Here is a 20523-nt window from a genome sequence, read left to right as displayed (position 1 = left end):
TCGAAGATATGAGACATGGAGACAGCAATGAAATATTGGAGATGGCCGTCAGCCGCCGCGGTTTTGTTTGTATCGGCGCAGGCGTCGGCGCAAAGCAACGTGATGATTTACGGCATCATCGATTACGGTCTGAACTTCGTGAACAATGCGCAGACCGCGACGCCCGGCGGACGCACGGGCAGTCATCAATACGCGATGAGCAGCAGCATCATGCAGGGCAACCGTCTCGGGTTTCGCGGCACCGAAGATCTCGGCGGCGGCTATCAGGCGATCTTCGTATTGGAGAACGGCTTCGATATCGGCACGGGCGCGCTCGGTCAGGGCGGCAACATATTCGGCCGACAAGCGTATGTCGGTCTCGCGTCGCCCTACGGCACCGTGACGATCGGCCGTCAGTACGACTCGGCTGTCGATTTCATCGGGCCGATCACCGGCGCGGTGGGCAACGGCACGTATGCGCTGCACGGCAACGACATCAATAACTTCGGCAACACGTACCGGGTGAACAACGCCGTCAAATTCACCAGCAATACCTATAGCGGATTCAAGTTTGGCGGGTTGTACAGTTTCGGCGGGGTCGCGGGTTCGTTCGGCACGAACAGCATCTATTCCGCGGGCGCTTCCTATTCGAATGGCTCGTTCACGGGCGCCGTGGCTTATCTGCGCGCTCGCGATCCGAACCGGTCATTCTTCGGGAACAACCCGAACAGCTCGGCCACCGCGAATAACCTGGGCGCGACGAGCGGCGTTCAGACGAACCCGGTGTATGGCGCCTTCGCGTCGGCAGCGTATTACCAGGTCATGGGCGCCGCGGTCCAATACGCGCTCCAGAGTGTCACGGTCGGTTTCGACTATTCGCACATCACGTTCGGCGATCTGAACTCGCCTTCGTCGGGCAATCTCGCGCTGACCAATCCACGCGGTTATACGGGGAATGCCGCATTCAACAGCTACAACGTGTTTGCGCGTTACGCCATCACGCCGTTCCTCTGGCTGAACGGCTCGTACGACTATCTCGTGGGCGGCGCGATCGACGGCAAGGACAGTGCGAAGTACCACATGTTCAACGCCTCGGTCGACTACTTTCTTTCGAAGCGAACCGACGTCTATTTCATGGCGAACTACCAGATCGCATCCGGCGTGGATTCAACCGGACAACCCGCCGTGGCGTCCTATCTGACGATCACGCCATCCAATACGCCGCATCAGGTCGTGCTGCGTGTGGGCATGCGGCACCGGTTCTAGACCGCGATCTCCAACACATTGCGAGGAACGAATGAACATGCTCGAGACTACTGCTACATGCCCATTCGCCACGGAGCGCTTTCCGTGGCCGCGAGACGGCGCCGCGCCGCTGGCGCCGCCGAGCCAATACGCGACGTTGCGTGAGCAGGCTCCCGTCGTTCAGGTCAGTCTGTGGGACGGCAGTCTCGCGTGGCTCGTCACCGACATGGAGCACTTCCGCGAGGTCATGACGAGCCCGCATTTCAGCGCCTCGCCGCTGACGCCGGGCTTTCCGTTCGTCTCGCCGTCGCGGGCCGCGCAGTCGAAGTCGTACCAGACTTTCATCACGATGGATCCGCCCGAGCACGGCCATTATCGCCGGACGCTCACGAAGGAATTCATGGCGAAGCGCATGCAGGCATTGCGCCCGCTGGTTCAGCGTTCGCTCGATGAGCTCCTCGACGACATGGAGCGCCACGGCGCACCGGCCGACTTCATCGAGGCTGTCGCGCTGCCGCTGCCGTCACTCGTCATTTCGATCATGCTCGGCGTGCCTTATGAGGATCACGACAAGCTGCAGAAATGGAGTGGCAACCGGATGGATCTGTCGATCGCACCCGAAGAATTGACGCGGTCGGCGAAGCATATGAATCAATACATCGACGCGCTCTTGCTGGAAAAGGAGCGCGATCCCGGCGACGGCAGCGACCTGTTGAGCCGGATGGCGATCGAATGGATCAATCCCGGCAAGGTATCGCACGCGGACGCCGTGCAGATGGCGACGCTGCTCTATCTCGCCGGACACGAGACGACCGCGAATCAGATCGGCCTCGGGCTGCTGAGCCTCTTTCAGCATCCCGAGCAACGCGCTGCATTGATGGCCGATTCGTCGCTCGTCAAGGGCGCCGTCGAGGAAATGCTGCGCTTTCATTCGATCACGCACATGAATTCGAACCGGGTTGCGACGGAAGACGTCGTGATCGGCGGTCAGTTGATTCGCAAGGGCGAGGGCGTGCTGGCGCTTCTCCACGGTGCGAATCACGATCCGCTTGCGTTTCCCGAACCCGAAAGCTTCGACATACACCGCGATACGAAAGATCAATCGCATGTCGCATTCTCGTTCGGCATTCACCAATGCCTTGGTCAGCCGCTTGCGAGGCTCGAACTTCAGGTGGTGTTCGAAACGATCTTCAAACGCTTTCCGCATCTCGAACTGGCCGTACCCGAGGATGCGCTGCGTTACAAGGACAAGTCCTTCGTCTACGGATTGAAGGCCTTGCCTGTCCGCTGGTAGAGGGAGACCGCGATGAACAAGCAACCGTACAGAAAGGTCTGGCATGCGACGTTCGACGCGCTGATCGCGCTGTTTGCCAGTCTGGCGATAGCGGCATAACGAAAGAGGGAAGGCAATGAGTCGGAACCTGGCTGGAAAGGTGGCACTGGTCACGGGCGGCGGGTCGGGCATCGGCCGCGCCACGGCGATTGCATTCGCCCGCGGCGGTGCGGCCGTCGTCGTGGCGGACGCCGATGCAGCGGCTGGCGTCGAAGTCGTCAAGCTAATCGAAACACAAGTCGACGCGCGAGCGATGTTCATCCAGGTCGATGTCACCGATGCGGAGTCCGTCAAGGCCATGATGCGATCGGCTGTCGAGCGCTTCGGCGCGGTCGACATGGCGTTCAACAATGCGGGCGCGCCGGATCGCGCTGCAAGCCTGCATGTATCCACGCAGGAGAACTGGGACCGCGTGATGTCCGTGAACCTGGAAGGCGTGTGGCATTGCATGAAGGCCGAGCTCGATCACATGCTGATCGCGGGGAAGGGCGCGATCGTCAACAATGCGTCGCGCTCGGGTCTCGTTGGCGTGCCTTCCGATGGCGTCTACGGTGCGGCGAAACACGGTGTCGTCGGGCTGACGAAGGCGGCGGCGATCGAGTTCGCGGCGCGAGGCATTCGCATCAACGCGGTGTGTCCGGGGCTGGTCGAAACGGCGCTGACGCGCGCCCGCTTCGGCGACGAACTGCTCGCGCGTGCGCAGACGGCCAATCCGCTCGGCCGCATGGCGCAACCGGAGGAAATCGCGGATGCCGTCGTGTGGCTGTGCTCCGATGCCGCATCTTTCGTCGTCGGCGTGGCGCTGCCCATCGACGGCGGCGCGACTGCGCGCTGAATGACTGCAACGGTTCAGACAACAGGGGCTTTTCCGATGGCAAACGATACTTCCGCGCAATCCTGTCCGTTCGACAACGACACCTTCCCGTGGCCCCGTGCAGCGGAATGCCCGCTGCATCCGCCGCCGCGCTATGCGGTCGTTCGTGAGAGCGATCCCATCAAGCGCGTGAAAGCGTGGGACGGCAGCGACGTCTGGGTCGTGACGAAGATGAAAGACTTCCGTGACGTACTGACGAGCCCTCACTTCAGCGCATCGCCGGAGACGCTCGGCTATCCTTCCGTGTCGCCCGCACGCGCGGCGCAGTCGAAGTCCTATCAGACCTTCATCACGATGGACCCGCCGGAGCATGGTCAGTATCGGCGCACGCTGACCAAGGAGTTCATGATGAAGCGCATCGATGAACTGCGGCCGTTCGTGCAAGAGACGCTCGAAGCGCTGCTCGAACAGATGATCAAGAAAGGCGCGCCTGCCGATTTCATTCAGGATGTTGCGTTGCCGCTGCCGTCGATGGTCATCTCCATCATGCTCGGCGTACCGTATCAAGATCACGCGCGGTTGCAGCAGTTGAGCAGCAATCGCATGAATCTCGACATCAGCCCGGAATTGCTCAGGCAGTCTGCGCAAGAAATGGAGCAATACATCGATTGTCTCCTGCGCGAAAAGGAACGCGATCCTGGCGAGGGCAAGGACCTCTTGAGCCGTCTCGCGATCGAGTGGATCAACCCGGGGAAACTGTCGCATGCAGACGCGGTGCAGATGGGCGTCCTGCTTTATCTGGCAGGACACGAAACGACCGCCAATCAGATTGGTCTCGGCCTCTTGAGCTTGCTGGAGGATCCGGGGCAAGTGAAGGCGCTCATCGCGGACCCTTCGCTCGTGAAGGGCGCGGTGGAGGAGATGCTGCGCTTTCATTCGATCACGCATATGAATTCCGCTCGTGTGGCGACCGCCGACGTCATGATCGGCGGTCAGCTCATTCGCAAGGGAGAAGGCGTATTCGCGCCGGTGCAGGCGGCCAATCACGATCCCGAGGCGTTCCCGGAGCCCGACCGTTTCGATATTCGTCGCGATGGCAAGGGCGCCTCGCATGTTGCATTCTCGTTCGGTGTACACCAGTGCCTGGGCCAGCCGCTTGCACGCCTCGAACTACAGGTCCTGTTCGAAACGTTGTTTAAACGGCTGCCGGCACTGCGTCTCGCGGTGCCGTTCGATGCGCTCGAGTTCAAGCGCAATGGCAATGTCTTCGGACTCGTTTCATTGCCAGTCGAGTGGTAGCTTCGTTCGAGGGAAAAAGATGACGCAATCCGAGCGAGCCATTCTCTGTGCGACGCTGACCGTACGCGAAAGCGACGAAGAGAACTTCGTCGCCTGGCACACGCGCGAGCATTTGCCGGAGCGCCTTGCCATTCCCGGATTTCTGCGTGGCAGGCGCTTCGAATGTACGGATGCCAGACGCAGCTATCTCATTCTCTACGATGTCGACAGTCTTTCCGTGCTGTCCCGGCCGGATTATCTCGAACGCCTGAACAATCCTACCTCCTGGACGCGTGCCACGCTTCCGGCCTTCCAGGATGGCCGTCGCTCCGCATACCGGTTGATGGCGAAAGCCGGAAATACCGAAGGGGCGTTTGTCATGATGGTCAGTGCGCGGCCTTCCGATCCGCCCAGATTGAACGAAGCGATCACGCCCGAGTTGCTTGACGGCTGGTGCAAACGGCCGGGCATCGCGCGGATTGTTTTCGCGCAACCTGACGAGACCGCTTCAACGCATGTGACGGAAGAGAGTCGTCGAAGCGGCAATCGCTTTGCCGAAGAGTGGATTTTTTTGGTGGAAGGGATCTCTGAAGCGCATCTTCGGGATTTTGCTCGCGATGAATTCACTGCTTCACGCTGCAATCTTTGGGGCGTAGTCGAAGATGAATGCTGGAAGATCTACGGTTTGCAGGTGAGTATCGGTGAGGTCTGATCGCGGTTGCGCGGCGAGGAAGCGAAGGCCGCGCAACCGCAAGGGCGCTTAACCGCCGCTCGCCTGATTCAACGTCAAATGCTTCGTCTCGGGCGCCCACGCAATCGACACGATCATGCCGACGAACAACACCGCGGCAAGCGCCATCATCGTCATCTGAACGCCGGCCTGCGCGATGCCGATTGGCAGCAGGAACGTGCCCACCGCCGATCCCAGGCGGCTGCACGCGATCGACAACCCCACGCCGCACGCCCGCGCCTCGGTCGGAAAGCACTCCGGCGGAAACACGCCGACGAGATTCGAGAACGCCGACATCGTCAGCGTGAAGAGGCCGAACGCGACGATCATCCCGAGATTCGCCGACGAAGGCAGCACGCTCAACGCAAACAGCGACAGGCAACACACCGCGAACGAGCCGATCAGAAACGAGCGGCGCGACAGCCTGATCGTGAGCCAGATGCCGAGCAGCGCGCCCAGCACGAGAAACGCGTTGAGCAGCAGATCGGCGCCCGAACCTTCGGGCAGACGGATCGCCGTGAGAATGCTCGGCAGAAACGTATAGATCGCGAAGTAGGGGATCACGAGGCACACGAAGAACGCGCAATTGAACACGGTGCGCCGGATCAGGTCCGGCTCGAACAGCCGCGCGAAGCCGCCCTTGCCGGCGAAGTGCTCGCCCGTATCGCCATCGAGCGTCACGTTCGGGCCGAAGTGTTTGCGCACGATGCGCATCGCTTCGTCCTTGCGGCCCTTGCCGAGCAGCCAGCGCGGCGATTCCGGCGTGCCCATGCGCAGAATCAGCACGATGAAAGCCGGCACGCCGGCGGATGCGAGCAGCCATCGCCACGCATCGGGCGATGCGTCCGCGTAATGCATGCCGAGCACGTTCGCGATCACATAGCCGATGGTCCAGATCACGCTGAACGAGCCGAGCAGCGTGCCGCGATGCTTGCGCGGCGAAAATTCGGCGAGGATCGCATGCCCGACCGCGAAATCGCCGCCCATGCCGAAGCCGATCAGCACGCGCAAACCGACGAGCATCGCGGGCGTGGTCGCGTAGAACTGCGCGAAGGCAGCGGCGGTGATGATGATGAAGCTCAAGAGGAAGATCTTCTGCCGCCCGAGTCTGTCGGAGAGCCAGCCGAACACGAGACTGCCGAGAAAAATGCCGATCAGCGCCGATGAACCGAGCAGGCCCATCCAGAACGCATCGAGCGGAATCTGTTTGTTCAGCGACGACAGCGCGTAGCCGATCGTGCCGAGCGCATAACCTTCGGTGAAGTGTGCGCCGAAAGTCAGGCCCGCGATTTTGACGTGAAAGCGGTTCAACGGCACGTCGTCGAGCGCGATGCGCCCTTGCGCGGCATCGATGAGCGCGGCGGCGCGCGGGGCGAGCGGTTGCGCGCCCAGGCTTTGCATATCCAAGATTATCTCCTCCACTTCCGAGTGGCGCGGCGCATCGTACGCCGCCTGAAAACCGCGCACGCGATGGCTTTATCGTTCGTGCGTGCGCGGCGAACCGGTGAATCAGCGGCCGAGGCCCGCCATCATCATGTACTTGAGCTCCATGTATTCATCGAGCCCGTACTTCGATCCTTCACGGCCCAGCCCCGACTGCTTCACACCGCCGAACGGCGCGACTTCGGTCGAGATGATGCCTTCGTTGATGCCGACCATGCCGCTCTCAAGCGCCTCCGCGACGCGCCACGCGCGCCCGAGATCGCGCGTGTAGAAGTACGCGGAGAGGCCATAGGGCGAGTCGTTCGCCGCGGCGATGACATCCGCTTCCGTCTCGAAGCGGAAGCACGCGGCCACCGGGCCGAAGGTTTCTTCATCGGCGATCAGCATGGAAGGCGCGGCATCCGCGAGCACGGTCGACTCGTAGAACGTGCCGCCGAGCGCGTGCGGCTTGCCGCCCGTCAGCACCTTCGCGCCCTTGCTCACGGCATCCGCGACATGCGCGCGCACCTTCTTGAGCGCGGCATCGTTGATGAGCGGTCCCTGATCGAACTCGCCTTCGAGGCCGTTGCCGACGCGTAGCGTGTGCACCGCGCGCGTCAACGCCTGCGTGAACGCGTCGTAGACGCCGTCCTGCACGTAGAAGCGATTCACGCACACGCAGGTCTGTCCGGTGTTGCGGAACTTCGACGCGATCGCGCCCTGCACGGCGGCGTCGATGTCGGCGTCGTCGAACACGATGAACGGCGCATTGCCGCCGAGCTCCAGCGACAGCTTCTTGAGCGTATCGGCCGATTGCTTCGCGAGCAGCTTGCCGACGCGCGTCGAACCGGTGAACGACAGCTTGCGCACGTCCGGCGATTCCGTCAGCACCGTGCCGATGGCCACTGCATCGCCGGACACGACGTTGAACACGCCCGCCGGAATGCCCGCTTCCTCGGCCAGCACGGCGAGCGCGAGGGCCGAGAGCGGCGTTTCTTCCGATGGCTTCAGCACCATCGTGCAGCCCGCGGCGAGCGCGGGGCCCGCCTTGCGCGTGATCATCGCGAGCGGGAAGTTCCACGGCGTGATGGCCGCGACCACGCCCACCGGCTCGCGCGTCACGATGATCTTCGAGTTGGGCTTCGGGCTCGGAATCACGTCGCCGTAACTGCGCTTCGCTTCTTCCGCGAACCATTCGAAGAAGCTCGCCGCATACGCGACTTCGCCGAGCGCTTCGGCCAGGGGCTTGCCCTGTTCGCGCGTGAGCAACTCCGCGAGCGTGTTGCGGTTCGCGAGCATCAGTTCGCCCCAGCGCTTCACGCGCGCGCCGCGTTCCTTGGCCGTCAGCGCGCGCCATGCGGGAAACGCGCGCTTCGCCGCGTCGATCGCCTGGCGCGCTTCCGCGCTGCCGCCGCGCGCGACATTGGCGATCACGTCGCCGGTCGCGGGATTGCACACCGGATACGTGCTCGCGCTCTCGCGCCATGCGCCGTCGATGTAATGATTCGATTGCAATAGGTTCGTCATGCCGCGCGCTCCAGTGCGTTTTCGAAGACGCCTTGTACGGCACGCGCCTCGCGCGCGATGCGCCGGCCCGCCGTGTAATCGTTGATGAGATCGCACGGCGTGTAGTTGCGGTCGAGCTCGTGCAGTTCCTCGTCGTCGAGCTTCGTGTCGAGCGCGGCGAGCGCGCTGTCGAATTGCGCCGCCGAATCCGCGCCGACGAGCATCGACGAAATGCCCGGACGGCTCAGCACCCACGCCTGCGCGATCTGCGCCGCCGACACGCCGCGCCGCGCCGCCACGCGCGCCACTGACGCCGCGATCTCGTGCGACACGCGATCGCCGTACATTTGCGCGGTGAAGAAATCGGTCTGATTGCGCGTGGATTTCGCATCCGATGTCAGCAGGCCGCGCGCGAGCGGGCTGAACACCGAGACGCCGACGCCCTGATCGATGCAGTACGGCACCATCTCGCGCTCTTCCTCGCGATACGCCACGTTCAACTGCAACTGCATGTTGATGGGCTTGTGCCAGCCGTGCTTCTCGCACGCCTGCATGATCTTCGCGAACTGCCACGTGTACATGGTCGACACGCCGATGTAGCGCGCCTTGCCCGCGCGCACGATGTCGTCGAGCGCCTGCATGGTCTCTTCGACGGGCGTGTTCACGTCGAAGTAATGCAGCATGTAGATATCGACGTAATCCATGCCGAGACGCCTGAGCGATCCGTCGATGCCGTCCATGATGTGTTTGCGCGAATGGCCGCCCGCGTTCGGATAGCTCGCCATGTCGTAGCCGACCTTGGTCGTGACGACGACTTCCTCGCGTTTCGCAAGCCGCTTCAGAATGCGGCCGACGACTTCCTCGCCGACGCCCGTCGAATAGAAATCGGCCAGATCGATGAAGTTCACGCCGCGATCGAGCGCGTGCTTCACGATCGGCTCGCTTTGCGCTTCATCGAAAATCCACGGCTTCCATTGCGGCGTGCCCATGTTCATCGTGCCGAGGCACAGGCGCGAAACCTTCAGGCCGGATTGGCCGAGACGCACGTATTCCATGTGATCGTCTCCTTACTTCTTCGGCGTGTAGAACGGGTTGGACACGTCGCGCGCGGCCTTGAACACGGCTTCCTTGCGCGGCAGGCCTTCCATCGCGGCGACGATCGCGTTCTTGCACGCGCGATAGTTGTTCTCGAAGACGGCGTCGAGATCGTCGGTTTTCGGGTTAACCCAGTTCGCCGACACGACGACCCAGTCGTTCTCCGCTTCGGGCGGCAGCGTGCCGTTTTCGAGCGATTCGGCCACCGCCTTCGCGATGCCCGCCTGCGATGCGCCCCACGTCGCGTTGCCGTGGAAATCGCCGTCGATCTGCGCCTTGTTGACGTAGAGCGTGAGCGGCTTGGTCGGCACGCCCGGCTGCGCGATCACGACGAACGGCGCGTGCCCGGCGGAGGGCGTCGCGAGCGCGGTCGCGAATGCCTGACCCGCGGGGCCGTTGCGCGGCCCGACCAGCACGTTGATATGGGCGAGGTTCACGCCCGGCCCTTCGAAGCCTTCGCCGATGAAAAGATTCTTGTCCATCTGTCTCGTTCCTTGTGTCCGGTTGCGCCACCGATGCGGTGGATGCAGGGCATTCTGCGGCGGGCTTCGCGCGGGGAGGAACCGACGATTTTTGAGGGCGGCGTTGAGGAAAGCTCAACTCGGGGTTGACCCGTAGGCTGGATTGTTGCGGTTTGCGCGCGGTTTTCGTCCTCTTAAGCGGTTCATAAGGTTCGCGTCCCGAAAATGTTGGTTTGTTCCTGAATGCGGAGCGTTCCGGCGCGAGTGTGCCGCCACCGCCGCCTCCGCAGACGCGCATGCCCGCCACCGACTCCATTCCCACGCCGCAGGCCGCCGACGCCCCGTGGCGCTATTTCGATCTCGCCAAGGCGCGCGTGCAGATCCACGAACCGCCCGCGCCCGGCGAGGTCTATCTCTGGCTGGTGCCGACGGAATTCCGCTTCGCATCGGCGTCGAACATCGGCAACTGGCTCAGCGCCGCCGAACGCCGGCGCGCGAAACTGCATCCGAACTCCGCGCTCGGCCGGCGCTTCAGCGTTGCGCGCGCCACCTTGCGTCTCGTGCTCTCGCACATGTTCGGCTGCACGCCGCAAGACGTGACCATGAACGATGAACCCGACGAACGCATCGTCGTCGCCCATGCGCCCGGCGAGCGCGCGGTTCACGTCGATGTCGCGTATTCGGGCGTGTGGATCGTGATTGCGGTGGCATCGGCGAAAATAGGGCTCGGGCTGACCGTCGAGACGGCCGGCGCGCACGATGCCGCCGCCCGACAAGCCGTGCGGGACGAGGCGGCGCACATCGGCAGAACGCGCGCGGAACGCGGCGGCGCGCGCGAGGACGCGCCCGCGCCCGACTGGCACAGCCTTACACTGCCGATGCCGGGCGGCATCTGCGGCGTGCTCGTCACAGACGCGCCCGTGGCGCGCGTGCAGGCGTTCGGCTGGGAACGGCCGGTCGAAGCGGAGGGCAGCGCGACAGCGTCCTGAGCCCGCGCGCGGCGGGCAATAACGGAGAAACAGGACATCATGGATTACACGGCGCTCGCGCAACGCCATGCGGTTGCGATCATCGCAATCGCGCTTTTCATCGTGCCGTCGATCGCGGCTATTGCCTGGCGTCTCGCCGCGCGCCGACGCCGCGCATCCGGCGCGACGATCATCGCGGCGGCGCTGGCGGCGGCCGTGCTCGGCGCGGCCGTGTTCATCGGGATCGCGACGCGCATTGCGCACGGCACGGCGTTTTCATCGGCGGATCAGCGTCTCGTCGACGCCGTGCGCGACGGCACGCCCGCCGTGCTCGCGCGAGGCTTCGCCGTGCTCACGCATCTCGGCGATCCGTGGCTCCTCACGACCCTCTGCGCGCTCATGTGCGTCGCGCTTCTCGTCACGCGCCGCTTCGGTCTCGCCATCTACCTCGCCGCGGTGACGGGCGTGGGCGGCCTGCTCAATCAGGCGCTCAAGGCGATGATGCGGCGCGACCGTCCCACCGGCTCGACGGTTCCGCTGCCCGAGAGTTTCGCGTTTCCGAGCGGGCACACGTTCGGCTCGATGGTCTGCTACGGCATGTGCGCGTACGTGCTGCTGCGCCTCGCGCCGACGCGCCGCGATCCGCTCATCGTCGCCCTGGCGTGTTTCATCGTGCTCGCGATCGGCACGAGCCGCGTCGTGCTCGGCGTGCATTTTCCGGGCGACGTGCTCGGCGGTTTCGCGTCGGGCGGCGCGTGGCTCGCGGCGTGCATCGGCGCGGCGGAATGGGTGCGCCAGCGACGCGCCCGTGCACTTTCGGACTAGGTCGATTGAACCGCGCGGCGGATGCCGATAGCTTCGGACCTTTTGCAAGGGCTGAAGCGAATGATCCAATCGAAAGCATGTCTGGCATGGGCGCTCGTCTGCGCCGTGCTCGGTCTGAACGGCTGTGCGGCCTTTATCCCCGACCCGAATCCGACCGAATTCATGAGCCGCGTGAAGATCGGCATGACGCGCGCGGATGTCGAGGACAGGCTCGGCCCGCCCGATGGCAACTGGGGACCGTGGCATTCGCAGTGCACGGAATACGGCTTCGGCAAGCATGGCGCCGACCGCTACGCTGTCTACTACAACAACCAGAGCCGCGTGGTGTTCACGGAGCACGCAAACTGCAACGTCGAGCGAGCGAAGGAAGTTGGCCTTCGCTGAGCGTCGAAACGAAAAACCCACGCAAATACGTGGGTTTTTTTTCAAGCGAACGATTCAGCGCATCAATTCGCCGTGGGCCGCCACTTCAGCAAACGATGCTCGACTGCGGTGAGCAGATAATCCGCCGCGAGCGCGACCACGGCCAGCACGATCATCGCCGCGAACACGCCGCTCGCGTTGAACGCGCCTTGCGCCGTCGAGATCAGAAGGCCGATGCCCTGCTTCGAGCCGAGAAATTCGCCGACCACCGCGCCGACGAGCGCGAAGCCGAAGCTCACGTGCAGGCTCGCGAGAATCCACGACAGCGCGGACGGAATCACGACCGACGTCGTCACCTGCCGCCGCGACGCGCCCAGAATCTGCGCGTTCGCGATCATGTAGCGGTCCGCCTCGCGCACGCCCTGAAACGCATTCGCGAACACCACGAAGAACACCATCACGACCGCGAGCGCCACTTTCGACGCCATGCCGAGACCGAGCGCGATCACGAATACCGAGCCGAGCACGACGCGCGGAATCGAATTGGCGATCTTGATGTAGAGGCTGAACACGTCCGAGAGCAGCTTGTTACGGCCGAGCACGATGCCGCAGACAATGCCGCCGGCCGAGCCGATCAGAAAGCCGAGAATCGTCTCCTCCAGCGTCACCCAGACTTGCGTAAGCAGCGGCCCTTGCGACGTGCCCTCGACGAACCATTCGACGATCTGCTCGAAGATCGCGGACGGCATCGAGAAGAAGAACGGATCGATCCAGTGCAGGCGTGCCGAGAGTTCCCAGCCGCCGAGCACGAACACGAGCACCGCGATACGCAGTCCGATCACGAGCGCATGGCGCTGCTTGATGCGCTTTTGCGCTTCGCGTTCGACTTGCGCGAGCGCGGCCGGGTCGATGCCCGCGGGCATCGCTTGTTGAGGCGTGGACATATTTGATGTTCCTTTCGGACAGGTTCAACCGATCTGCACTTCTTCGCGCAGGTCGTGCCAGATGTCGCGCGAAATCTCGATGAAGTGCGGGTGATAGCGGATTTCCGACGTGATGCGCGGACGCGGCAGGTCGATCTCGTACACCTTCTTGAGCGTGGCGGGCCGCGCGCTCAGCACGAACACGCGGTCGGCCAGCGCGATCGCTTCTTCGAGATCGTGCGTGACGAACACCACCGAGCCCGCATTGCCCGACCACAACTGCAGCAGTTCGTCCTGCATCAGCGTGCGCGTCTGCATGTCGAGCGCGGAGAAAGGCTCGTCCATCAGCAGGATTTCGGGCTTGTTGATGAACGTCTGCGCGAGCGCGACGCGCTTTCGCATGCCGCCCGACAACTGATGCGGATAGTGCTTGCCGAACTTGTCGAGGCCGACGCGGCGCAGCCATTCGTTGGCTTCGTCATAGGCGGCGGACTTCGAGCGGCCGCGATAGAGCGGGCCCGTCGCGACGTTGTCGAGCACCGAGCGCCACGGGAACACCGCGTCGGCCTGAAACACGAAGCCGATGCGCGGATCGATGCCATCGACGGGCTGGCCCATGACGCGCACTTCGCCGGTCGTCGGCTTGAGCAGGCCGGTGATCATGCTGAGCGTCGTGGACTTGCCGCAGCCCGTCGGGCCGACGATCGCGACGAACTCGCCCTTCGCCACCGACATGCTGAAATCGCGCAATGCGACGGTGGCTTTGCCGTCCGGCGAGATGAAGCGGCACGAGACGTGGCGCAGCTCGATTGCGGGTTGAGCGGATTGAGTCATCGTGAAAGCCTCACTTCGACGCCGTCGCCGTGCCCGCCACGTATTCGTTCGAATACGTGCGCGCGAGATCGATATGCTTGCCCTTCACCGAAGGATTGAAGGCCGAAAGCACCTTCAGCACGGTGTCGGGGCCGTCGGCGGGCATCTTGCCGTCCTTCGTGAACATCGGCAGCGAGGCCTTCAGCGCGGCCACGTACAGGTCCTTGTTCTTCGCGTAATAGTCCTTCGGCATCTTCGCGGTGATGTCTTCGGCGCTGTGCGTCGCGATGAAGTTGAGCGTCTTCGCGAACGCGCGCGAGAGCTTCGTGGCGTCGGCCTTGTGCGATTCGGCCCACGCGCGCTGCACGTAGAAGCTCGATGCCGGATACGTGCCGCCGAGCGCGGCGCGCGTGCCTTCGAGCGTGCGCATATCGACGAGCACTTTCGCTTCGCCGGTCTTGAGCAGCTGCGAGACGGTCGGCTCGGTGGTCATGCCCGCATCGATGCGCTCCTGCTTGATCGCCGCGATGAAGCTCGCGTCCGCGCCCACCGGCAGCAGCGTGTATTCCTTCGAGCTCACGCCCGCGCGCTGCGCGAGATATTGCGTGAGAAAGCTCGTCGATGAACCGAGGCCCGTGACACCGAGCGTCTTGCCCTTGACGTCGGCCATGCTCTTGATCTTGTCGGCCTGCTTCGTCGAGACCATTTCGACTTCGCCCGGCACCTGGCCGAAGATCACCAGCGCCTGCACTTCCTTGCCCTTGCTTTGCAGGTCGATGGTGTGATCGTAGAAGCCGACGACGCCTTGCACCGCGCCCGCGAGCAGCTCGTTTTCGGCATCCACGCCGGCGGGCTGCGAGAGAATTTCGACGTCGAGCCCTTCGTCCTTGAAGTAGCCGAGTTGCTCGGTCAGCTTGGCGGGCAGATAGATGATCTTGGTCGCGCCGCCGACCATGATGGAAATCTTTTCGGCGTGCGCGGACACGGACGTTGCCGCGAGTGCGAAAGCCATACCGGACACAGCAGCGATCTGGCGCAGAGTACGCATCAGAAGTCTCCTTGAGGTGGGGCCGCGTTGGAAGATGGGCCCGCTTTTCGAATGTGTGCGGCGATTATAGGAACGGGAAACCTTCTGCCAGCTTTCTATGCCGAAGGCAAAGCATGGGTGTTAACCCGATGCGATGCCCGGCGCCGAAGCCCCTACAATCGCGCCACCATGAAGCTGCTTCTCATCGAAGACAATCCGACGCTCTCGCTCTGGCTCGCGAAGATGCTGGAACAGGAGTCATTCGCGCTCGAAGCCGTGCAGGATGGCGAGTCCGCCGATCAGCGCCTGCGCACGAATCAGTACGATGTCGTGCTGCTCGATCTCAACCTTCCGCGCCTGTCCGGCAAGAACGTACTGCGAAGAATGCGCCAGCGCGGCGATGCGACGCCCGTGATGATCCTGACCGCGAGCGGTTCCATCGACGAGAAAGTGGAGTTGCTCGGCGCGGGCGCGGACGACTATCTCGTCAAGCCATTCGAAGTGCGCGAACTGGTTGCGCGCGTGAAGGTGATGATTAGGCGGCGCTCGGCATCGACGGCGAATGAAGTCGCGTGCGGCGATCTCGTCTTCGATATCGACACGCGCCAGTTCACGCTCAAGGGCGCGGCGCTCAACGTGACGCCGCGCGAGCGCAGCGTGCTCGAAGCGCTCATTCTGCGGCTGGGCAAGACGGTCTCGAAGGCGTCGCTTCTGGATGCCATCTTCACGCACGAAGACAGTCCGAGCGAGGACGCGCTCGAAATCTACGTCTCGCGGCTGCGCAAGAAGCTCGATGGCAGTTCGGCCGCGATCGTCACGCTGCGCGGGCTGGGCTATCTGCTGCGCAAGAAGGACGATGACCAGTAGATGACCAATAGCCTGCGCGTGCGTCTTTTGTGGTGGCTGCTCGTGCCGCTCGCGATCTACGTGTTCGTGACCGGCAAGGCCGCGTACGACAACGCGCGCCACACCGCCGATCTGGTGCAGGAGAACACGCTGCTCGCCTCCGCGCGGATGATCGCGGGCGAAGTGGAATGGTCCGATGGCCGCCTGCTCGTCGATATTCCGCCTGCCGCGCTGGAGGTGTTCGCGTCGCCGCAGGGCGATCAGGTGTTCTACAACGTGAGTGTGGACGACGGCCGTCTGCTCGCGGGCGCGCCCGACTTTCCCACGCGCGCGAGCGCGGGCCACGACGCACCCGTTTACTACGACGCCGATCTGCACGGCAAGCCGATTCGCGCGGTCGGCATCGTGCGCCAGATGTACGACAACGGCGCGATCCGGCGCGTGCTCGTTTCCGTCGGCAAGACGCAGGCGTCGCGCGATGCGATGCTGCGCGAGCTTTGGCGTCCGCAACTCGTGCGGCAGATCGAGATGGTGCTGCTGGCTGTGGCGCTGGCATGCATCGGCCTGACCTTCGAATTGCGGCCGCTCCTGAAGGTGAAGGAAGAGGTCATCGACCGCGATCCGATGCAGCTCGAACCTTTGCGCGTCGAGCGATTGCATACAGAGTTGCGGCCAATCGTCGAGGCGATCAATCAGTGCATCGCGAGGCTCGGGCTTCAGGTGGCGGCGCAGCGGCGCTTTATCGCGGATGCGGCGCATCAGTTGCGCACGCCGCTCACGTTGCTGGAGACACAGTTGCAGTTCGCGCGGCAGCATCGCGAGATGGAGCCGTCTTTGAACGAAGCGCTCGCGGCGATGCAGCGAAGCAACCGGTCGATGGTGGGGCTCACCAACAAGCTGTTGCTGCTCGCGCAGGCGGAAGCGGCGGACTACGCACAACTGGCGAAGCAGCGAGTCGATCTGGCGGCGATCGCGCAGGATGTGATCGAAGATCTCGCGATGTTCGCGCAGAAACGGGACATCGATCTCGGCGCGGAGCTGGTGCAATCGGCGCCGATGATCGGGCATGAGGGATTGCTGTCGGCGCTGGTCTATAACATCGTTGAAAACGCGATTCGCTATACGCAGCCGGGCGGGCACGTGACCGTCGCGGTGGCGTGCGATGCGGCGCGCGTGACGCTCTCCGTCACCGACGATGGCCCCGGCATTCCCGCCGAGGCGCGCAGCCGCGTGTTCGAGCCGTTTTATCGCGCTTCCGCGGATACGGAAGGCACGGGGTTGGGGCTTGCGATTGCGAGGGAGATCGTGCAGGCGCATCGGGGGGAGATTGGGCTGGGACACCGCGAGCATCCGGCACGCGGAGTCATCGTCACGGCAAGCTTCGCGATTTTCGACAGTCTTATGTAATGACCATTCGATTCCCGTCACCCGTTTCAAAATATACTTCTCGCTGCGAGGCATAGCCGCGGAGAAGAACGATGACGCGATTCAGAGCGGGGATATTTGCATTATTGTTAGGAATGCTGCTGAGCGCGTGCGGCGGAAGCGACAGCGACATCGGCGCTCAGGACAAAGCCACGAGCAAGGGCTACGCATTATCGACTGTCGTGTGGAAGCGGATGCCCATCGGCGTGTGTTGGGACATGAGCAATGCCGATTTCGCGCTTTACGCCACGCAACGCGACTGGAGCCGTCTGGCGGTCGAGGCGAGCTGGTCGGCGCACTCAGGCGCCTCGTTCACGGGCTGGCAGCAATGCACGAACGATCCGAACTACTACGGCATACGGATTTCGATCGAGGATAACGCCACGAACGGGCCGCACACGCAAGGCCTCGGAACGATGCTGAACAACGTCGTCGGCGGCATGGTGCTCAACTTCACCTTCCGGAACTGGAGCACGAGTTGCGTGGGCCGCGAAGCGTATTGCATCCGCAACGTAGCCGCGCATGAATTCGGTCACGCGCTCGGTTTCGCGCACGAGCAGAATCGGCCGGATACGCCTTCGACATGCAGCGAGCCCGCGCAAGGCACCTACGGCGACATGATGATCGGCGCGTGGGATCTCGCATCGATCATGAATTACTGCAATCCGGACTGGAACGGTAACGGTCAACTGAGCGCAACCGATGTGGTGATGGCGGAGATGTTCTACGGGCCGCCGCCGGCCGTCCAGGCGGTGACGCAAACAGCACCGTAAAGAGCAGAAGCGATCGCGAAACACGAGAACGCGCGTCCTAATATTTTGGATCCAAAATCCTTGATTCAATTTTAAGATAGGCGCACAATCGCCCGGTCAGCGTCCCATCTCACCTGAGGGAGCCATTAATGTCCGACCGCGCCAACGCCGTTGCGAACCCCTACGCCGCCGGCGACAGCCCACGCGTTTCGTCCAAATCCCGGCGCGCCGTCACGGCCGCGGTCGTCGGCAACATTCTCGAATGGTTCGATTTCGGCACCTACGCGTTCCTCGCGACCGTCATCGCCAAAGTGATGTTCCCCGCCGGCGACGATTTCGCCGCCATGCTCGGCACCTTCGGCGCATTCGGGTTAGGCTTCGCGGCGCGGCCGCTCGGCGCGATCATCTTCGGCTGGCTCGGCGACAAGAAAGGCCGCAAGTGGACGCTCACCTTCGTCATGCCGCTGATGGCCGCCGCCACGCTATTCATGGCGCTGCTGCCGTCGTATGCGTCGATCGGCATCATGGCGCCGATCCTGCTCGTCGCCGCGCGCATGCTGCAGGGCATCTCCGTCGGCGGCGAACTGGGCAACGCGGTCGCGTTTCTCGTGGAATGGGCGCCGCCGAACAAGCGCGGCTTCTACGGCAGTTTCCAGCAATGCAGCACGCTCGGCGGCATGCTGCTAGGCTCCGGCGCGGCCGCGCTCATGACGACGATGCTCAGTCAGGAAGCGCTGCTCGACTGGGGCTGGCGCGTGCCGTTCATCGTCGGCGCAATCGTGATCGGGCCGATCGGCTGGATCATTCGCAAGCGCAGCGAAGAGACGCCGGTCTATCAAAGCGCCTCCGACGAAGCGCCGAAAACCAAAGGCCGCTCACCCGCGCTGCTCGGCTTGCAGGCCTGCGGACTCGTCATCGTGTGGACGGTTTCGCTCTACGTGCTGCTCAACTATCTGCCGGCCTTCACGACGAAGTACGTCGGCATTCATGCGTCCACGGCGCTGTGGCTCAACACGGCGGGCCTGATCGTGATGACGGTGTCGATTCCGTTCTGGGGCGCCGCCTCGGACCGCTACGGACGCAAGCCGATCTACACCATCGGCTGCATCGCGTTTCTGGTGCTGCCGTATCCCATCTTCCATCTGATGCTCGAATACAAGTCGGCGGCGATGGTCGGCGCGGTGCAGGTGCTGGGCGGCGTGGTCATCGGCATCTTCTCGGGCGTCGGTCCCGCCGTGCTCTCCGAACTCTTTCCGACGAAAATCCGCACGACGTGGATGTCGATCGGCTACGGCATCGCCAACGCGGTGTTCGGCGGTTTTGCGCCGATGATCGCCATCGCGCTCATCAAGGCGACCGGCTCGCCGCTCTCGCCCGCGTATTTCGTGATGCTGGCCGCGCTGCTTTCGACGATCACGGTCTTCACGATCAAGGAGACGGCGCACGCGCCGCTGCAATGACGAGCGAAGCCATCCCGGATGTGGTGGTAGTCGGCGCGGGCATCGTCGGGCTCGCGTGCGCGTGGGCCGCGTTGCGCGAGGGCGCGCGCGTGACCGTGATCGACCGCGATTTCGAGGGCGACCGCGCATCGCACGGCAATGCGGGCGGCATCGCGGTGACGGAGAGCACGCCGATCGCCGTGCACGGCATGTTCACGAAAGCCGCGAAATGGCTGATGGACCCGCTCGGCCCGCTCGCGCTCGACTGGAAGCATGTGCCGAAGGCGCTGCCGTGGTTCATGGCGTTTCGCCGCGCGAGCGAGCCTGCGCGCTTCCAGGCGATCTCGCACGCGCTCGCGCTCCTGAACAACCGCGTCTACGACGACATCCTGCCGATGTTCGACGATATCGGCGCGAGCGCAATGCACTATCGTCGCGGCGCGCTCACCGTCTACGAAACCGACGAAGCCTTCGCCGCCGATCAGCCCGAATGGACGCTCAAGCGCGAACTCGGCGCGCGCTGGCATGCGCTGAACGCGCAAGAGGTGCGCGAATGCGAGCCGTCGCTGGCCCCCGTCTTCAGGCACGGCGTGTTTCTCGACGACTGGTCGCATATCGGCGATCCGCGCCGCATCGTCGCGCTGCTGCGCGAGCGCGTGCGTGCGCTCGGCGCGCGCTTCGTGACGGGCGTCGCGCGCGCCATTGAACCGGCTAATACGGTCCTGCTCGCCAACGATGAGCGCGTGCAGGGACGATGCATCGTGATCGCGGCGGGCGCGTGGTCGGCGGCGCTTGCGACATCGCTCGGCGACACCGTCTTGCTCGAAAGCGAGCGCGGCTATAACGCGACGCTGCCGAAGCATGGCGTCGCACTGACGCGCGAAGTGATCTTCGCGGAGCGCAAGTTCGTCGCGACGCCGCTCGACGTGGGCTTGCGCATCGGCGGCGCGGCGGAGTTCGCGGGGCTCGATGCGCCGCCGAACTATCGCCGCAGCGACGCCTTGCTGGCGCTGGGCAAGCGCTTCATTCCCGGCATCGACGATACGGACGCCGCAAAGTGGATGGGTCATCGCCCCGCGACGCCCGATTCCTTGCCGGTGATCGGCGCATCGCCGCGCGCGCCGTCCGTCGTCTACGCATTCGGGCACGGCCATCTCGGCCTGACGCAATCCGCGACGACCGCCGCGCTCGTCGCAGACATACTCGCCGGCCGCACGCCGCGCGTGCCGCTCGCGCATTACTCGATTGCACGCTTCGATAACCGAACCTCTTGAAGGAG

20 protein-coding genes are annotated in these 20523 nt (G+C 63.7%); 13 read left to right on the top strand and 7 right to left on the bottom strand.

The window, feature by feature from the left end:
• Positions 1-27 precede the first annotated feature (27 nt).
• From LY284_RS26730 to LY284_RS26710, 5 genes are all read left to right on the top strand, one after another.
• Complete coding sequence (locus tag LY284_RS26730) at positions 28-1245, top strand: porin (protein ID WP_077160434.1); 1218 nt, start codon at positions 28-30, stop codon at positions 1243-1245.
• Between the two features lie 31 nt (positions 1246-1276).
• On the top strand, positions 1277-2518 hold the full coding sequence (locus LY284_RS26725; protein ID WP_233389087.1) for a cytochrome P450: 1242 nt from the start codon (positions 1277-1279) through the stop codon (positions 2516-2518).
• A 115-nt stretch (positions 2519-2633) separates the two neighbouring features.
• A complete protein-coding gene (locus LY284_RS26720) occupies positions 2634-3392 on the top strand; it encodes a glucose 1-dehydrogenase (RefSeq protein ID WP_233389086.1) in 759 nt (252 codons plus the stop codon).
• A 36-nt stretch (positions 3393-3428) separates the two neighbouring features.
• Complete coding sequence (locus LY284_RS26715; protein ID WP_233389084.1) at positions 3429-4670, top strand: cytochrome P450; 1242 nt, start codon at positions 3429-3431, stop codon at positions 4668-4670.
• 19 nt (positions 4671-4689) lie between these two features.
• Positions 4690-5361, top strand: coding sequence for a DUF4286 family protein (locus LY284_RS26710; protein ID WP_233389082.1), 672 nt, complete (start codon positions 4690-4692; stop codon positions 5359-5361).
• A 48-nt stretch (positions 5362-5409) separates the two neighbouring features.
• Here the strand turns inward: LY284_RS26710 and LY284_RS26705 are convergent, their stop codons facing one another.
• From LY284_RS26705 to fae, 4 genes are all read right to left on the bottom strand, one after another.
• Complete coding sequence (locus tag LY284_RS26705; RefSeq protein ID WP_233390979.1) at positions 5410-6780, bottom strand: MFS transporter; 1371 nt, start codon at positions 6778-6780, stop codon at positions 5410-5412.
• Between the two features lie 108 nt (positions 6781-6888).
• The gene (locus LY284_RS26700; RefSeq protein ID WP_233389080.1) at positions 6889-8328 is read right to left on the bottom strand and encodes an NAD-dependent succinate-semialdehyde dehydrogenase; all 1440 of its coding nucleotides are present in this window, start codon (positions 8326-8328) and stop codon (positions 6889-6891) included.
• Positions 8325-9362, bottom strand: coding sequence for an aldo/keto reductase (locus LY284_RS26695; protein ID WP_233389078.1), 1038 nt, complete (start codon positions 9360-9362; stop codon positions 8325-8327). Before LY284_RS26695 ends, LY284_RS26700 begins: the two co-directional genes overlap by 4 nt.
• 12 nt (positions 9363-9374) lie before the next feature.
• Positions 9375-9884, bottom strand: coding sequence for a formaldehyde-activating enzyme (fae, locus tag LY284_RS26690; protein WP_233389076.1), 510 nt, complete (start codon positions 9882-9884; stop codon positions 9375-9377).
• A gap of 275 nt (positions 9885-10159) precedes the next feature.
• Between fae and LY284_RS26685 the strand changes: the two genes are divergently transcribed.
• From LY284_RS26685 to LY284_RS26675, 3 genes are read left to right on the top strand one after another with little or no spacing between them, the layout of a single operon-like run.
• On the top strand, positions 10160-10852 hold the full coding sequence (locus LY284_RS26685) for a hypothetical protein (protein WP_233389074.1): 693 nt from the start codon (positions 10160-10162) through the stop codon (positions 10850-10852).
• Between the two features lie 39 nt (positions 10853-10891).
• Positions 10892-11656, top strand: coding sequence for a phosphatase PAP2 family protein (locus LY284_RS26680; RefSeq protein WP_233389072.1), 765 nt, complete (start codon positions 10892-10894; stop codon positions 11654-11656).
• A 60-nt stretch (positions 11657-11716) separates the two neighbouring features.
• A complete protein-coding gene (locus LY284_RS26675) occupies positions 11717-12040 on the top strand; it encodes an outer membrane protein assembly factor BamE (RefSeq protein ID WP_233389070.1) in 324 nt (107 codons plus the stop codon).
• A gap of 62 nt (positions 12041-12102) precedes the next feature.
• Here LY284_RS26675 and LY284_RS26670 read toward each other — a convergent pair whose 3' ends face one another.
• Genes LY284_RS26670 through LY284_RS26660 form a run of 3 tightly spaced genes read right to left on the bottom strand, consistent with a single transcriptional unit; the run spans position 12103 to position 14803 of the window.
• A complete protein-coding gene (locus tag LY284_RS26670) occupies positions 12103-12963 on the bottom strand; it encodes an ABC transporter permease (RefSeq protein ID WP_077160443.1) in 861 nt (286 codons plus the stop codon).
• Between the two features lie 24 nt (positions 12964-12987).
• Positions 12988-13776, bottom strand: a complete 789-nt coding sequence (locus LY284_RS26665; protein WP_233389068.1) for an ABC transporter ATP-binding protein — start codon at positions 13774-13776, stop codon at positions 12988-12990.
• 10 nt (positions 13777-13786) lie between these two features.
• On the bottom strand, positions 13787-14803 hold the full coding sequence (locus tag LY284_RS26660) for an ABC transporter substrate-binding protein (protein WP_233389066.1): 1017 nt from the start codon (positions 14801-14803) through the stop codon (positions 13787-13789).
• Between the two features lie 168 nt (positions 14804-14971).
• Between LY284_RS26660 and LY284_RS26655 the strand changes: the two genes are divergently transcribed.
• From LY284_RS26655 to LY284_RS26635, 5 genes are all read left to right on the top strand, one after another.
• Positions 14972-15649 (top strand): response regulator transcription factor, encoded by a 678-nt coding sequence (locus LY284_RS26655; RefSeq protein ID WP_041733596.1) that lies wholly within the window; start codon positions 14972-14974, stop codon positions 15647-15649.
• Entirely contained in the window at positions 15650-17035 is a 1386-nt protein-coding gene (locus LY284_RS26650; protein ID WP_233389064.1) for a sensor histidine kinase, read from the top strand.
• 71 nt (positions 17036-17106) lie between these two features.
• Positions 17107-17826, top strand: coding sequence for a M12 family metallopeptidase (locus LY284_RS26645; protein ID WP_233389062.1), 720 nt, complete (start codon positions 17107-17109; stop codon positions 17824-17826).
• Between the two features lie 128 nt (positions 17827-17954).
• Positions 17955-19265, top strand: a complete 1311-nt coding sequence (locus LY284_RS26640) for an MFS transporter (RefSeq protein ID WP_233389060.1) — start codon at positions 17955-17957, stop codon at positions 19263-19265.
• Positions 19262-20518, top strand: a complete 1257-nt coding sequence (locus tag LY284_RS26635; RefSeq protein ID WP_233389058.1) for an FAD-binding oxidoreductase — start codon at positions 19262-19264, stop codon at positions 20516-20518. Before LY284_RS26640 ends, LY284_RS26635 begins: the two co-directional genes overlap by 4 nt.
• Positions 20519-20523: the final 5 nt, after the last annotated feature.

It is taken from the genome of Caballeronia sp. PC1 (assembly GCF_021353155.1).
Lineage (GTDB): Bacteria > Pseudomonadota > Gammaproteobacteria > Burkholderiales > Burkholderiaceae > Caballeronia > Caballeronia cordobensis.
Note: the sequence above shows the minus strand (reverse complement) of the source record. Positions and strands in the feature narration are given on the sequence as shown.